The organism is Pseudomonas sp. GW821-FHT09H03 (assembly GCF_059415945.1).
Genome location: NZ_JBWKOF010000029.1, coordinates 1 through 13,966, shown reverse-complemented (window position 1 = coordinate 13,966; position 13,966 = coordinate 1). Strand labels below are relative to the sequence as shown.

General features: G+C 60.4%; 14 protein-coding genes and 1 pseudogene. 7 read left to right on the top strand and 8 right to left on the bottom strand.

Translation table 11 applies throughout. From position 1 onward, the window contains the following. Nucleotides 1–88 precede the first annotated feature (88 nt). On the bottom strand, nucleotides 89–697 hold the full coding sequence (locus tag AC07OG_RS25895; protein WP_218426007.1) for a lytic transglycosylase domain-containing protein: 609 nt from the start codon (nucleotides 695–697) through the stop codon (nucleotides 89–91). A 195-nt stretch (nucleotides 698–892) separates the two neighbouring features. Here AC07OG_RS25895 and gspG point away from each other — a divergent pair, with 195 nt between their 5' ends. From gspG to AC07OG_RS25880, 3 genes are all read left to right on the top strand, one after another. Next, the gene (gene gspG, locus AC07OG_RS25890) at nucleotides 893–1,327 is read left to right on the top strand and encodes a type II secretion system major pseudopilin GspG (RefSeq protein ID WP_060541891.1); all 435 of its coding nucleotides are present in this window, start codon (nucleotides 893–895) and stop codon (nucleotides 1,325–1,327) included. A gap of 14 nt (nucleotides 1,328–1,341) precedes the next feature. After that, nucleotides 1,342–2,529, top strand: coding sequence for a type II secretion system F family protein (locus AC07OG_RS25885; RefSeq protein WP_060541869.1), 1,188 nt, complete (start codon nucleotides 1,342–1,344; stop codon nucleotides 2,527–2,529). A 155-nt stretch (nucleotides 2,530–2,684) separates the two neighbouring features. Continuing rightward, entirely contained in the window at nucleotides 2,685–3,365 is a 681-nt protein-coding gene (locus AC07OG_RS25880) for a hypothetical protein (RefSeq protein WP_495068468.1), read from the top strand. A 147-nt stretch (nucleotides 3,366–3,512) separates the two neighbouring features. On the opposite strand, the gene AC07OG_RS25875 is transcribed toward AC07OG_RS25880, so the two are convergent. From AC07OG_RS25875 to AC07OG_RS25855, 5 genes and pseudogenes are all read right to left on the bottom strand, one after another. After that, nucleotides 3,513–4,409: a LysR family transcriptional regulator gene (locus AC07OG_RS25875; protein WP_495068467.1), complete on the bottom strand. Its 897-nt coding sequence runs from the start codon at nucleotides 4,407–4,409 to the stop codon at nucleotides 3,513–3,515. Nucleotides 4,410–4,708: 299 nt separating this feature from the next. Further along, nucleotides 4,709–5,335, bottom strand: a complete 627-nt coding sequence (ycaC, locus tag AC07OG_RS25870) for an isochorismate family cysteine hydrolase YcaC (protein ID WP_218426009.1) — start codon at nucleotides 5,333–5,335, stop codon at nucleotides 4,709–4,711. A gap of 71 nt (nucleotides 5,336–5,406) precedes the next feature. Then, nucleotides 5,407–7,245: an amidohydrolase gene (locus tag AC07OG_RS25865; protein WP_495068466.1), complete on the bottom strand. Its 1,839-nt coding sequence runs from the start codon at nucleotides 7,243–7,245 to the stop codon at nucleotides 5,407–5,409. Beyond that, nucleotides 7,242–7,856 carry an antibiotic biosynthesis monooxygenase gene (locus tag AC07OG_RS25860; RefSeq protein WP_495068465.1) on the bottom strand — a complete coding sequence of 205 codons (615 nt, stop codon included), beginning with the start codon at nucleotides 7,854–7,856 and terminating at the stop codon, nucleotides 7,242–7,244. Before AC07OG_RS25860 ends, AC07OG_RS25865 begins: the two co-directional genes overlap by 4 nt. Further along, nucleotides 7,849–8,093: pseudogene (locus AC07OG_RS25855) on the bottom strand (hypothetical protein). Before AC07OG_RS25855 ends, AC07OG_RS25860 begins: the two are co-directional and overlap by 8 nt. A gap of 492 nt (nucleotides 8,094–8,585) precedes the next feature. On the opposite strand from AC07OG_RS25855, the gene AC07OG_RS25850 reads away from it, so the two are divergent. Continuing rightward, on the top strand, nucleotides 8,586–9,308 hold the full coding sequence (locus AC07OG_RS25850) for a pirin family protein (protein ID WP_495068464.1): 723 nt from the start codon (nucleotides 8,586–8,588) through the stop codon (nucleotides 9,306–9,308). Between the two features lie 121 nt (nucleotides 9,309–9,429). Here the strand turns inward: AC07OG_RS25850 and AC07OG_RS25845 are convergent, their stop codons facing one another. After that, a complete protein-coding gene (locus AC07OG_RS25845; RefSeq protein ID WP_495068463.1) occupies nucleotides 9,430–10,545 on the bottom strand; it encodes a hypothetical protein in 1,116 nt (371 codons plus the stop codon). Nucleotides 10,546–10,690: 145 nt separating this feature from the next. Beyond that, on the bottom strand, nucleotides 10,691–11,698 hold the full coding sequence (locus AC07OG_RS25840; RefSeq protein WP_218426014.1) for an AraC family transcriptional regulator: 1,008 nt from the start codon (nucleotides 11,696–11,698) through the stop codon (nucleotides 10,691–10,693). 158 nt (nucleotides 11,699–11,856) lie between these two features. Between AC07OG_RS25840 and AC07OG_RS25835 the strand changes: the two genes are divergently transcribed. The 3 genes from AC07OG_RS25835 (at nucleotide 11,857) to AC07OG_RS25825 (ending at nucleotide 13,865) form a co-directional block, all read left to right on the top strand. Next, nucleotides 11,857–12,708, top strand: a complete 852-nt coding sequence (locus AC07OG_RS25835) for a 3-hydroxybutyryl-CoA dehydrogenase (RefSeq protein WP_218426015.1) — start codon at nucleotides 11,857–11,859, stop codon at nucleotides 12,706–12,708. Then, the gene (locus AC07OG_RS25830) at nucleotides 12,695–13,354 is read left to right on the top strand and encodes a TetR/AcrR family transcriptional regulator (protein WP_060541859.1); all 660 of its coding nucleotides are present in this window, start codon (nucleotides 12,695–12,697) and stop codon (nucleotides 13,352–13,354) included. Before AC07OG_RS25835 ends, AC07OG_RS25830 begins: the two co-directional genes overlap by 14 nt. Before the next feature lie 97 nt (nucleotides 13,355–13,451). Then, on the top strand, nucleotides 13,452–13,865 hold the full coding sequence (locus tag AC07OG_RS25825; RefSeq protein WP_495068462.1) for a VOC family protein: 414 nt from the start codon (nucleotides 13,452–13,454) through the stop codon (nucleotides 13,863–13,865). The last annotated feature ends 101 nt before the right edge of the window (nucleotides 13,866–13,966 follow it).

Genomic DNA, 13,966 nt, shown 5'->3' with positions numbered 1-13,966 from the left:
CTCGGGGGAAAAGCCCCACCCAATCCCCCAATTTTTTCACCGGGGCCACCATGCCCCAACATTGGGGATACTGCCCCACTGCCAGCGCTCACAAAGGCGCATCAGCAGCCAGCCCCTGCAAGCGCCGGTACTGCTTCAGGACGCTTGGCACATAACGTTGGGTTTCGGCAAATGGCGGGACCACGTTGCCACGGCTGAGCACCGCTTGCGGCCCGGCGTTGTAGGCGGCCACGGCGAGGCGGATATCGTTGTCGAACATCGTCATCAGGCGCTTGAGATAACGGGCGCCACCCTGGATGTTGGCCTTGGGGTCGTAGACGTCGCTCACGCCCATTTCGCGGGCGGTATCGGGCATCAATTGCATCAGCCCACCGGCGCCCTTGGGCGACACGGCTCTGGGGTTGTAGGCGGACTCGGCCTTGATCACCGCATGCAACAGCGCCGCCGGTATTTCGTTGGCCGTGGCCGCCGCCGCCACCAGCTCGGCGTAGGGTTGCGCAGCGATCATCTGCGGCTGCTCGTCGAGGCTGACCACCGCCTCTGCGGGTTCGCGAATCACTCGCTCATAGTGGCGGCCGGGGCGATGGACATTGGACAGGACGTAGTTGCCCTTGGCATCCACGGAAACGAATACGTCCGCCTGTACGGCGCCAGCCAGCACAAACAGAGCGAGCATTGCGGTGGTGAGCAACTTCATTGTTATGCCTCCCCTTCCCGACCCCGAAAATTGGGGCTAATGCCCCAATCGCCGGTCGCGGATCAGGCATACGCAAGCACTGTGCCGTTACCCCCAAGGCCCGTAGGACAAGGGGTGCGCGAGGACGCCCGGGGGTGAGCATGGCAATTGCATGTGCTTTGATCGCAACTGTGCTGCCAAATGTATGAGGTCATCATGAAACAGCGTCTTCGTTGTGCCCCGCGATCCCAAAGCGGGTTCACCCTGCTCGAACTGTTGGTGGTGCTGGTGGTATTGGGGCTGTTGGCCGGTTTGGTGGCGCCGAAGTATTTCGCCCAACTGGGCCGCTCCGAAGTGAAAGTCGCCAAGGCGCAGATTGAAGGCCTGGGCAAGGCCCTGGATCTTTACCGTCTGGAGGTCGGCCATTACCCCTCGACTGAACAGGGCTTGCAGGCATTGATCAGCGCACCCAGTGATGAACCGCGCTGGACCGGCCCTTACCTGCAGAAAAAACTGCCCCAGGACCCTTGGGGCCGTAATTACAACTATCGCTACCCCGGTGAAAACGGCGAGTACGACCTGCTGTCCATGGGCAAGGACGGGCAGCCCGGCGGCGAAGGCGAGAACGCCGAAGTCACCAGTTGGCAGTAACGGGAATCGCGACCATGCGCTTTCACCTTAAAGCCGTCGGCAAGGCCGGTGTCGTTGCAATGACTGTCGAAGCACCGGGTCACAGCGAAGCCCGCCGCATCGTCGAAGACCAGGGCCTGCGGGTGGTCAGCCTGCACGCCGAGCGGCATTGGCGCGCCTTGCGGCTCAAGCAGCGCGAGACCTTCAACCTGGTGTTGTTCAGCCAGGAATTGACCACCCTGCTCAACGCCGGCCTGCCGTTGATCGATGCGCTGGAAAGTCTGGCGGAAAAGGAAACCGCGCCCCAGGCCCGCAAAACCTTGAGTGAGCTGGTGCGCCTGCTCTATGAAGGCAAATCGTTTTCCCAGGCATTGGGCCAGCTATCAGCGGTGTTTCCCCCGCTGTACGTTGCCCTGGTGCAGTCCAGTGAGAAAACCGGCGCTGTGGGCGATGCCCTGGGCCGGTACGTCAGCTATCGCCAGCGCATGGACGAAGTCCGGCAGAAGATCGTCAGCGCTTCGATCTACCCCATGCTGTTGCTGGTGGTAGGCGGTGGTGTCGTGCTGTTTTTGATGGGCTATGTCGTGCCGCGTTTCAGCCTGGTATTCGAAGGCCTGGGGTCGAACCTGCCCTGGCTGTCGCAGATCCTCATGAGCAGCGGCATGTTCCTCCACGCCCACCAGGGAGAGTTTTTCGGCGGCCTGCTCGCGCTCATCGTTGGCCTGGTCCTGCTCCAGCGCCAGCCGGCCTTTCGCCGGGGCGTGGACCGACTGATCGAAAAACTGCCGGCGGTCCACCAGCGAATCTTCATGTACGAACTGGCGCGCTTCTACCGCTCCCTGGGGATTCTGTTGCAAGGCGGTATCCCCCTCGTCACGGCCATGGGCATGGTCCGAGGCCTGCTCACCGTGGCTTCGCGCTCACGCCTGGACCAGGCCTGCGAGCGCGTGCGCGAGGGGCAATCGCTGTCCGCTGCGCTGGAACTCAATCATCTGGTAACCCCGGTGTCCCTGCGCCTGCTGCGTGCCGGTGAACAGTCCGGCAATCTCGGGCAAATGATGGAGCGCAGCGCCGACTTCTACGACGAAGAAATCAGCCGCTGGATCGAATGGTTCGTGCGCCTGTTTGAACCGTTGCTGATGACCTTCATCGGCCTGCTGATCGGGGTGATCGTGATCCTGATGTACATACCGATTTTCGAACTGGCTTCCAGCATTCATTGACCCCGAACCAGGGGCGCGCTGTACGCAGCACTTTTTATCAAGGTACCCACTGAATAAATCAGCACGCTGGGGTGTTCATCAATGTAGCAACGGAAAAAGCAGCAAGTTGCAACGTTCATCAACGTTCCAGGCTGAATAAGAAGACGGAGAACGACATGCACATCAACAAGCTTTTACTGGCAGTAGCTATTGGCGCAGTTCTGTCGGCGTCTACCGTTTTGATTCCGGACAGCCTGTCCGGGGTATCCAGTGCTCAGGCCAAGGATGGGGGTGGCGGCGGAGGAAGTGGCGGCGGGGGCGGTAGTGGTGGTGGTGGTGGCGGCGGTGGCGGCAGCGGTGGTGGTGGTGGCGGAAGTGGAGGCGGTAACGGTGGTGGCGGCAGCGGCGGCGGTCACGGTGGTGGCGGCAGCGGCGGCGGTCACGGTGGTGGCGGCAGCGGCGGCGGTCACGGTGGTGGCGGCAGCGGCAGCGGCGGCGGTGGCGGTGGCGGTGGCGGAGGAAGTAGCGGCGGCAATGGCGGAAGTCACGGTGGTAGCGGCAGTGGCGGTAACAGCGGCAGCGGCCATAGTGGCGACCATGGCAGCAACAGCGGCCACGGCAACAGCGCCAGCGGTTCAAGCCACTCCGGCGCAGTATCGTCCTCCGGTCGCAGCGGCACCCATGATGAGCCCGGGGACGACCGAGGTGTGCATGCCAACGGAGAAATCGGCGATGACCGTGGTGTACACGCCAACGGAGAAATCGGCGATGACCGTGGTGTACACGCCAACGGAGAAATCGGCGATGACCGTGGTGTGCATGCCAATGGCGAGCCTGGGGATGACAAAAGGAGCTGATCCCCGCTGAAGTCCATACAACACAAAACCCTGTAGGAGCGAGCCTGCTCGCGATAGCGGATCATTCAACATTTCTGTTGCCTGACACCCTGCCATCGAGAGCAAGCCCGCTCCCACAGGTTCATTGACGTCCGGTCCTGCGCGTTCCTACAACCTACCCTCTGCCCGATCCAGCTCTTCGCGCAGGAACTCAACCAACGCCTGCACCGGCCGCGAACTCTGCCGGTGTTGCGGATAGACCGCCGACAACGTCAGCGGCTCCGGCCGCCTATCCTCCAGCACCTGCACCAGCCGTCCTTCCTGCAACGCCGAGCCGACAATGAACGTCGGCAAATACGTGATCCCCAGCCCGGCGATCGCCGCATCCTTGAGCAGATCGCCGTTGTTGACCCGCATCCGCCCGCTGACATTGACGCTCAATGGCTTGCCCTGCCCCGCAAACCGCCATTGCACCTGTCGACCATGGCCGTACGGCAGACAGTCGTGACCGTGCAAGTCTTCAGGCTTGAGCGGTGTGCCGCGCTCGGCCAGGTACGCCGGGCTTGCGCAGTACACTCGCTCGATGGAGGCAATGCGTCGGGCAATCAGCGACGAATCTTCCAGTGTGCCGATGCGCAGCGCCAGGTCGTAACCCTCACCGAGCAAATCCACAGGACGATCGCTCAAATCCATCTCCACCGTCACGTCGCGATAGCGCTGCAAAAACACCGGCAGCAGGCAGCCCAGATGCGCCAGTGCGAAGGACAGCGGCGCGCTCACACGAATGGTCCCTCGTGGCTCGGTGGTCTGCCCGGCAATGCCCTGCTCCACCTGCTCGACTTCAGCGAGCAGGCGCAAGGCTGACTCGTAATAGCTTTGCCCCAGCGGCGTGACATCCAGTCGCCGGGTCGAGCGATTGAGCAAACGTACGCCCAGGCGCTCTTCGAGTTGCATCAGGCGGCGGCTGACAAATTGCTTGGACAGCCCCAATTGATCGGCGGCCGCCGTGAAGCTGCCGGAGTCCATCACCTGGCAGAAAATACGCATATCTTCAAAGGGGTTCATTGTCACTCCCTGGTGGACAGCCAATCACTTTACAGCCGCTTCCCCCCCTCCAGACATCCAATTAATCTGAAACAAAGCATCCTCGCTGACTCGCCGTCCCAGGCACGGTTCACCGCCATGGCCTCAAGAAAGGTGGTTTTTTGAGTGGGTTGCAGAACCGCTGATCTGCAGATCACCCAAAACCCTGTGGGAGCGGGCTTGCTCGCGAAAGCGGTGGTTCAGTCAACATCAATGCTGACTGACATCACGCCTTCGCGAGCAAGCCCGCTCCCACAGGTAATGGGTTCAACTGACAGGTCTTACTTCGCCGTGAATTTGGTGTAGCTGTTGATCAGGTTGCGATAGTTCGGCAGGCGCTCGGACAGCAGGTTGGCCAGGCCTTCCATGTCGTTGCGCCAGTCGCCTTGCAGCTCGCAGGCCACGGCGAACCAGTTCATCAGATGCGCACCGGCGGCCGACATGCGTGCCCAGGCCGCTTGTTGCACGGTGGTGTTGAAGGTGCCGGAAGCGTCGGTCACCACAAACACCTCAAAGCCTTCGGCAATGGCCGACAGAGTCGGGAATGCCACGCACACATCGGTCACCACACCGGCAATGATCAGTTGCTTGCGACCGGTGGCCTTGATCGCCTTGACGAAGTCTTCGTTGTCCCAGGCGTTGATCTGGCCCGGGCGTGCAATGAACGGCGCGTCCGGGAACTGCGCCTTGAGCTCCGGCACGATCGGGCCGTTCGGACCGCTGTCGAAACTGGTGGTGAGGATGGTCGGCAGTTTGAAGAACTTGGCGATGTCACCCAGCGCCAGCACGTTGTTCTTGAACTCGTTGGGCGAGAAATCCTGTACCAGCGAGATCAGGCCGGTCTGGTGGTCGACCAGCAATACCACGGCATCGTCTTTGTTCAGGCGCGAGTAAGGAACGTTGCTCATTGGAAAACTCCTTGTGGGATGGTTGTTGCAGTCAGCGCCGCCCTGCTGGGCCGGCGCTTTTTTTGAATTCGTCAGAAGGCAAAACACGAGCAGCCAAAGGCGCCCCAGAAGCCGGCGAAATCACTGACCGGCGCGTTCGACAGGCGTGCCCGTTCATGACGGTGGGAATGCACCGCGCATGGGCCGCTGCAATGGTGAACCTGGGCCTGCATCGGCGACGTCGGGCGCCAGTGGCCCGGTACCTTCACCACCGGTGACCAGTCCGGCAGCACCGGCACGCTGGCCGGCCCGAGCTTGTCGAAGTCACCGGCGCCGTACACCACCTTGCCGCCGACCACGGTCAACACCGACTCGATCCACTTGATCGCCTCTTCATCGACGCTGAAAAAGTCCGCGCTGAGGGCCGCGACGTCGGCCAGTTGCCCGACCTTGATCTGGCCCTTCTTGCCTTGCTCCGACGAGAACCAGGCACTGCCGTGGGTGAACAGTTCCAGCGCCGTCAGGCGTGAAAGACCTTCGGCGTGCAGCTCCATGCCGCCGACGGTGCGACCGCTGACCATCCAGTACAGCGAAGTCCATGGATTGTAGCTAGACACCCGCGTGGCGTCGGTACCGGCGCCCACCGGTACGCCCTCGGCCAGCATGCGCTTGATCGGTGGTGTGGCTTGGGCCGCTTGCGCGCCGTAACGCTCGACGAAATATTCACCCTGGAACGCCATGCGATCCTGAATCGCGATGCCGCCGCCCAGCGCCCTCACCCGCTCGATGTTCTGCGGGGTGATGGTCTCGGCGTGATCGAAAAACCACGGCAAGCCGTTGAACGGTATGTCGCGATTGACCTTCTCGAACACGTCGAGCATGCGGCTGATGGATTCGTTGTAAGTGGCGTGCAGACGGAACGGCCAACGTTGTTCGACCAGATGGCGCACCACCGGCTCCAGTTCGGCTTCCATGGTTTGCGGCAGGTCCGGGCGCGGTTCGAGGAAGTCTTCGAAGTCCGCCGCCGAGAACACCAGCATTTCCCCGGCGCCGTTGTGTCGCAGGTAATCGTCGCCCTGGTGCAGCTTGACGCTGCCGGTCCAGTTCTTGAAGTCGGTCAGCTCTTCCTTGGGCTTTTGGGTGAACAGGTTGTAGGCGATGCGCACGGTCAGTTGCTCGTCCTTGGCCAACTGCTCGATCACCTGGTAATCGTCAGGGTAGTTCTGGAAACCGCCGCCGGCATCGATAGCGCTGGTAAGGCCCAAGCGATTGAGTTCGCGCATGAACTGACGGGTCGAGTTGACCTGATACTCCAGCGGCAGCTTCGGCCCCTTGGCCAGGGTCGAGTACAGAATCATCGCGTTGGGGCGCGCCACCAGCATGCCGGTCGGCTCGCCATTGGCGTCACGCACGATCTCGCCACCGGGCGGGTTCGGTGTGTCGCGGGTGTACCCGGCCACCCGCAGGGCCGCGCGGTTGAGCAATGCGCGATCATACAAATGCAGGACGAAGACCGGGGTGTCCGGTGCCGCCAGGTTGAGTTCTTCGAGAGTCGGCATGCGCTTTTCGGCGAACTGGAATTCGTTCCAGCCACCGACCACCCGCACCCACTGCGGCGTCGGCGTGCGGTCGGCCTGGTCCTTGAGCATGCGCAAGGCATCGGCCAGGGACGGCACGCCTTCCCAGCGCAGTTCCAGATTGTAGTTCAGGCCCCCACGGATCAGGTGCAGGTGCGAGTCGTTGAGCCCGGGGATGACGCAGCGGCCCTTGAGGTCGATCACTTGTGTGCCCGAACCACGCAGAGCCATGGCTTCGGCATCGCTGCCGACCACGACAAAACGACCTTCGCTGATAGCCACGGCGCTGGCGAGCGGCTTTTCGCGGTCAACGGTATGGAATTGACCATTGAACAGAATCAGGTCGGCGTTCATTGCGGCTCCTTGGACTCGGCGGTAGGGGACAGCCAGGGCGCGAACAGGCGCGTCGCCATGGGCATGAAGATATAAACCACCGACAGGACGATGGTCAGGGTGATCAGGAACGTGGCCACCACGTAGTTGGAGAGAAATGCGTTGAGCCCAAGCAGAGGCCCCCACAGCAACGGAACAAGCAAGGTGTGCGGCAGAATCACCAGCAACGTCAACACCGCCTGCTTCCAGCGTGGTGGTGGGAGAACTGCTGCTTCAGTCTGCGGGGAGAACCAGAACTCGTTGACCGGGTTGACCTCAGTCTGGTCGCCATCGGCGAGCATCGGCGTGGCCTGGTCGATCAGTTCCCGACGTTGCGGAGAATCGAGCCAGTGTTGCATCGCTTCGGTAGAGCAAAAGCGCAGCACGCAGGTATACAGGTCGAGCCCGACGCTCTTGCCGCGCACCACGTCCACGCCCAGGTGCCCGACATTCTGCCCGGCCACTTTGACGATGTTGCGCAACCAGGCCTCATAAGGGGCTTCAAAACCTGCCTTGACCCGATGTTTGACGATCAGGGTCACGACTTCATCAGGCCCCGGCTTGACCGGTTGCAGGCGAACGGGATCAGACATGGCGCAAGACTCCGGTGAAACGCACATTGAGCGCCAGCCTTCCTGGCCCGGCGACGAAAATGCTGGTGGTCACAATCACGGCAACGTGAGATTCGCCCTTGGGTGGAAAGGGCACGCTTTTTTCGGCTCAGTACTGTATTGAAGCAGCTTGGGCAAACCCTGCATCCGTAACAGCAATATTGCGTCGCTGAGCCGCACAAACAGCAATCCTCTGTGGTGCCGATGCGAAGCGCTCATGTTCTCCCCGCACAACTCGCAGCACCGGGTGCTGGAATCGATATTGCGGGGACGGGGGCAGGAAAAATTGAATGTACGTGCTGTTTTTGCAAGCGCGCCGGGGAAAAATCAAACAAATCCCTGTGGGAGCGTAATGCTGTTCACTTAACACGATCATCAGGCAAGTACAAAATCTGTGGCGAGGGGGCTTGCCCCCTCGCCACGGTTTTCAAATGCCTGAAAATCGCCTTAAGTGAACAGCATTACCTGTGGGAGCGGGCTTGCTCGCGAAAGCGGTGTGTCAGTCGTCGGAGAAGCTGGATGTGCTGGCCCCTTCGCGAGCAAGCCCGCTCCCACATTGGATCTTCGGTGCATGACGTTCGACTGCAGGGTCGGTTGTCTGTCAACTGGATGGAGACAGTATTTCAATTCCCATCTACTTATTGCATCAGCCAGTAAACATTAACCTTCTCCTCAATCAGACGAATCAACGTCCCCACAGGAGATTTCATCATGCTGACTCTGCGCAAAGCTTCGGATCGTGGCCTGGCCAATCACGGCTGGTTGAAGTCCTTTCATACCTTTTCCTTCGCCAATTACCGCAACCCGAAAGAGCAGGGTTTTTCCGACCTGTTGGTGATCAACGACGACCGTGTCGCCGCCGGCAAAGGCTTCGGCCAGCACCCGCACCGCGACATGGAAATTTTCTCCTATGTGCTTGAAGGTGCCCTGGAACACAAGGACACACTGGGTACCGGTTCGGTGATTCGCCCCGGCGACGTGCAATTGATGAGTGCCGGCAGCGGTGTCGCCCACAGCGAGTTCAACCACTCCAGCACCCGCCCGGTGCACTTCCTGCAGATCTGGATCGTGCCTGAGGTCAGCGGTGCCAAACCCCGCTATCAGCAGGAACACTTCAGCACGCAGAAGAAACGGGGACGCCTGCAGCTGATCATCTCCCCGGACGGCACCAAGGGTTCGTTGAAGGTGCGCCAGGATGCCCGGGTGTATGCCGGTCTGATCGACGGCAAGGAAAGCGCCACCCTGGAACTGGGCGCCCATCGCTATGCCTATGTGCATGTGGCGCGGGGCAGCGTCGAGCTCAATGGTTTGTTGCTACAGGAAGGCGATGGCGTACGGGTTCGTGAAGAACAGGCGTTGACGTTGAGCAACGGTGTGGATGCAGAAGTGCTGGTGTTCGACCTGCGGGCACAGGAGTTGCCGCAGATGCCTTGATGGTGAAGCAAAAAATCGCAGCCTCGCTTCGCTCAACAGCTACAGGGATACCTCAGTAGGAGCTGACGAGCGGAGCGAGGCTGCGATCTTTTTACTGTCCGTGGACTGGATACAGCGAGACTCAGGAGTCCCGAGTTTTATCCGAAGCCTTTTTATCGACCGGGCAGGCATCTATTCCGGTCAGGCTGGAGCGAGGGACAAACTGGACAGCCTTGGAGTCGGTCTTCCAGAGTCGTACAAAGTAGGTGGCGTCGGCCTCGGCAACGACGCGTAACGGTCGACTGAAACCTGGCCGGTCAGGGTCCGCTATGGCTTCGAGCCCCTGGCTCTGCGGGCTGAAGCTCATGATCGTGCAATTGCGTGCCCCGGAAGCCGAAAACTGGAACGCAAACCCGCCCAGCTTGGCGCCCGACTGTGGGTGCAGGCCCAATCCGATGACCACTACCGTTACCGCTATCGCCAGCAGGGCGAGCGGATTTTGATGGCCGCGCACTTTCACCACGAACTGTGCACCCAGCAGCTGGATCAGCCATACGATCGCCAACTCACCCAGCATCAGAGGCACAAGCCAGCCGAGCTGGCTGACGTATTGGCTCGCGATGTGGATTGCCACGATAGTGACGTTCAGGATGACCATTATCTGGACGAAAGCGGACATCACACAGGCGATACGAAACTCTGTCGATATCGTCCCCTGTACACCGAGCGTCATGAGCCTGTAGTAGCCCGCGATCGTCAGCATCGCCGCCGATACCGCAGCGCTTCCCCACAGCAGGTTGACCTGGACCTGGGAGCCGATAGCGGTGAGCGACCCGCAGAAAATCCCGAGGATCAGCAAGCCGCCTCCCCAACGCCACAACAGGTGCCGGTGACGAGCCTGCGCTTCGGGAGATTTCTGGTCGAAACTCAAATCGTCACTCAGGCGTTTTCCGGAGGCATCGAGCTGATGGAACAGCACGAAGATCGGCAACAGGACGAACGCCACCAGGATCGAGATGATGAACACGAGTATCGCCGACATGACCGGCAGCGCGGTAAGGACCGCAGAAGAGGTAATACTGAGGGGAATGTTTTCCTCGTGGATGTACTGGTACAGATACATCCCGGCAGTGAGCAGAATCCCAATGCCCAGAGGCCAGGCACGCTCGTTGAGCCATAACAGGCTTCTACTCAGATGGGCAAAGCGGTCGGGTGAGGTGCCTGCGGGTTTAGCTTCGATGCGTTCAAACTCGGTCACGTCGGTGGACTCCATTTCCTTGGGCATAGCGTCCTTGTTGCAAGCAGTGCTCAACAGAGACAATGACGTGCGACTTTACAGTCTGAACAGGCCAGAAACATCGGGCCCGGACAAAATCAGAAGCGTCTGACAGACGCTTCGATAATCACCCCTGGAATCTTGCCCGATACCGCCCCGGGCTTTCCCCGGTCCACTTCTTGAACGCCCGATGGAAGGCGCTGGGTTCCTGAAATCCCAGTTGCTCGGCGATATCACTGATGCTGGCCCCGCTCTGGCGCAACTGTTCGAACGCCACCCCGCGTCGCACCTCGTCCTTGATCTCCTGGTACGAACAGCCTTCGCGTTCGAGTTTGCGGCGGAACGTGCTAGGGCTCAGGTGCTGCTCCAGGGCGAAATCCTGCAAGGTCGGCCATTCGCTGTAATGACTGCCGCGCAAGCGCTGATGAACCTGGGATGCCAGGCCATGCTGGTTGCGGAAGCGGATCACCAGCCATTGCGGCGCGGTGCGCAGGAACACTTTCAACGACGCCAGGTCTTGAACCACGGGCAGGCGCAGGTAGTGGCTGGCGAATTCGATTTCGGTGCGCTCGGCACCAAAGGTCAGGTTCGGGCCCCAGAGCAGTCGATCATCGCTGAGGGACAGGCGCTCGTGGCGAAAGTCGGCACGGTCGATAGGGATGCGTCGGCCACCCAGCCAGCACAGCAGGCTGATCATCAGCACCAGGAATGTCTCTTCGCCAAAACGGCTGGCATCGGCATCTGAGGAGTGGGTTTGCAGACTAATGACCGCGCGCTTGCCACGCACCGTCAGGGTGCCGCGAAAATCGCGCAGGAACAGCCCGAAGTTGACCAGGCACTGGCGCATGGCTTTATGCAGATCGGGCTCTTGAATCAAGGCACGACAGATCAGGGCAAAACTGCCCGGCGGCATGCCATGGGAGTCGAGGCCGAAAAACTCGTCGTCCAGCTCACGGATCTGAATCAGCCATAGCGCTGCAAACGCACCGGCCGGCACCCGCGCCGTGGGTTGGTGCATGACTTGCGGATCAATCCCCGCCAGTTCGAGTACCGCCTTCACTCGCTGCGGATCCTCCCCCAGTCCATGGATCATTGCCCGCACGAAGTAGGCGGCAACCGAGTCATTTTCCCGCATTTGAACGCTTCTCTCTCATCACCCGAATGGCAAAAAACATCAGTGCCGTTGAACAGTTCCGGCATAGGACAAGTGCCCTGCCAGCTCTAGACTCGCCGGCAATAGTACGCCTTCGGCCGCGGCCAAGGTATCGCAAGGTTTGATTGAAGGACGGGAACATGAATCTGCAAAACATCGGCGTGATCGGCGCTGGCACCATGGGCAATGGTATTGCACAAGTCTGTGCCCTCGCCGGCTTCCACGTGACCTTGCTCGACATCTCTGAAAGCGCTCTGCAAAAAGCCGTCGCGACCGTTGCTAAAAACCTCGATCGCCAGGTTGCCAAGGCAACGCTGACCGAGGAGCAGAAGCTCGCAGCCCTCGACAAGATCCGCACCAGCACCGATTACAGCAGCCTCAAAGACTCGCAAATGGTGATTGAAGCGGCTACCGAAAACCTCGAGCTCAAACTGCGTGTGCTGCAGCAGATCGCGGCGCAGGTCAGCAGCGAATGCGTGATTGCCTCCAACACCTCGTCGCTGTCGATCACCCAGTTGGCCGCCAGTGTGAGCCAGCCGGAGCGCTTCATCGGCCTGCACTTCTTCAACCCGGTGCCGGTGATGGGCCTGATCGAAGTCATCCGTGGCCTGCAGACCAGCAACGCGACCCACCAACTGGCGCTGGACATGGCCACCACCTTGGGCAAAACCGCGATCACCGCGGGCAACCGCCCAGGCTTCGTGGTCAACCGGATCCTGGTACCGATGATCAACGAAGCGATTCTGGTATTCCAGGAAGGCCTGGGCAGCGTCGAGGACATTGATGCGGGCATGCGCCTGGGTTGCAACCAGCCAATCGGCCCGTTGGCATTGGCCGACCTGATTGGCCTGGATACCCTGCTGGCGATCATGGAAGCCTTCTACGACGGCTTTAACGACAGCAAATACCGCCCTGCTCCGCTGCTCAAGGAAATGGTCGCGGCCGGTTACCTGGGGCGCAAATCGGGGCGCGGTTTCCATGCCTATGCCTGAACGTTGCTCGCGCTTTGCCGAGTACCGGGACAAGGTGCTGGAGTTGTTTTCCAGCAAAGGTTTCGGCCAGGTCGGCATGCGTGAGCTGGCGACGTGCCTGGGGCTTTCCCCAGGCTCGTTGTACCACCACTACCCGAGTAAACAGCACCTGCTGCTCGATCTGATCGAGGAGTTCTACGAGGAGCTGTTGGCCACCCTCGCCCGCATCCAGAAAAAAGCTCCGGCAAAGCGCGACAGGCTGGGCAGCCTGATCCGCGCGCACCTGAATCTGCATCGGGATATGCCTTGGCATTTCCGCCTGGCGGAACGCGACATCGGCTGTCTGAATGAAGAGCAACAGGAACGGGTGCAGCAATTGCGCGAACAATATGAGCGCACCCTCCTGAAAATGCTTGGCGGCAGTTCCCGCTTCAGCGAAGAAGGCTTGTTGGCGGCCGGGCATGCCATTGGCTGCTTGCTCAACAGCGCTCCCAGCTGGCTGACCCCACATGCGCTGGGTGAGCAAGAACGCGAAGAACTGCTGGAGAGCATGGTCTGCGGTGCCGTCGAGCGCCTGTTGGCCCCCAAGCGCGCACTGGAGGCCATAAGCCTCGCCCGCCCTATAGAAAAGATATCTAAAGAAATACAGGTCCCTGCCACGATTTAAAGCTTAGCTTGTCGGCTCAACCCAATCGGAATTCGCCAGCGACCCTGGCGTCCAATCCGAGGTGTGTTTGTGTGTACTTCAACACCTGGAGCCGAACATGAAAATCAATCCCTACCTCATTTTCAATGGCGACTGCAAAGCTGCCTTCACGTTCTATGCGCAAAGCCTGCCCGGCAATATCGAAGCCATGCTGACCTTCGGTGAAACCCCTGCCGCCGAACACGTCCCCAAGGATCTCCATAACCTGATCACTCATACCCGTCTTGTGGTGGGAGACCAGGCGCTCATGGGATCGGATACCACCCCTGATCGCCCGACCGACGCCATGAGCGCTTGCTCCATTTCACTCAACGTCGACAGTATCGCCGAGGCTGAGCGGGTCTTCACCGCGTTGTCGGAAGGGGGCAGCGTGCAAATGCCGCTGGAGGCCACGTTCTGGGCGGAACGCTTCGGCATGCTGGTTGACCGTTTTGGTGTTTCGTGGATGGTCAACTGCGAAAAGGATCAATGAGAAATCCCTGGACTTTCCCGCGGCCAAAAACAAAACCCCTACCTGCATACGCAGATAGGGGTTTCGGAATTTAATCTTGACGATGACCTACTCTCACATGG

Bases quoted from the DNA above. Each gene is read 5' to 3' on its own strand.
- AC07OG_RS25850 (WP_495068464.1), top strand. From the start codon at position 8,586: ATGCTGACTCTGCGCAAAGCTTCGGATCGTGGCCTGGCCAATCACGGC.
- AC07OG_RS25830 (WP_060541859.1), top strand. From the start codon at position 12,695: ATGCCTATGCCTGAACGTTGCTCGCGCTTTGCCGAGTACCGGGACAAG.
- AC07OG_RS25865 (WP_495068466.1), bottom strand. From the start codon at position 7,245: ATGAACGCCGACCTGATTCTGTTCAATGGTCAATTCCATACCGTTGAC.
- AC07OG_RS25885 (WP_060541869.1), top strand. From the start codon at position 1,342: ATGCGCTTTCACCTTAAAGCCGTCGGCAAGGCCGGTGTCGTTGCAATG.
- AC07OG_RS25860 (WP_495068465.1), bottom strand. From the start codon at position 7,856: ATGTCTGATCCCGTTCGCCTGCAACCGGTCAAGCCGGGGCCTGATGAA.
- AC07OG_RS25875 (WP_495068467.1), bottom strand. From the start codon at position 4,409: ATGAACCCCTTTGAAGATATGCGTATTTTCTGCCAGGTGATGGACTCC.
- AC07OG_RS25825 (WP_495068462.1), top strand. From the start codon at position 13,452: ATGAAAATCAATCCCTACCTCATTTTCAATGGCGACTGCAAAGCTGCC.
- AC07OG_RS25840 (WP_218426014.1), bottom strand. From the start codon at position 11,698: ATGCGGGAAAATGACTCGGTTGCCGCCTACTTCGTGCGGGCAATGATC.
- ycaC (WP_218426009.1), bottom strand. From the start codon at position 5,335: ATGAGCAACGTTCCTTACTCGCGCCTGAACAAAGACGATGCCGTGGTA.
- gspG (WP_060541891.1), top strand. From the start codon at position 893: ATGAAACAGCGTCTTCGTTGTGCCCCGCGATCCCAAAGCGGGTTCACC.
- AC07OG_RS25880 (WP_495068468.1), top strand. From the start codon at position 2,685: ATGCACATCAACAAGCTTTTACTGGCAGTAGCTATTGGCGCAGTTCTG.
- AC07OG_RS25895 (WP_218426007.1), bottom strand. From the start codon at position 697: ATGAAGTTGCTCACCACCGCAATGCTCGCTCTGTTTGTGCTGGCTGGC.
- AC07OG_RS25835 (WP_218426015.1), top strand. From the start codon at position 11,857: ATGAATCTGCAAAACATCGGCGTGATCGGCGCTGGCACCATGGGCAAT.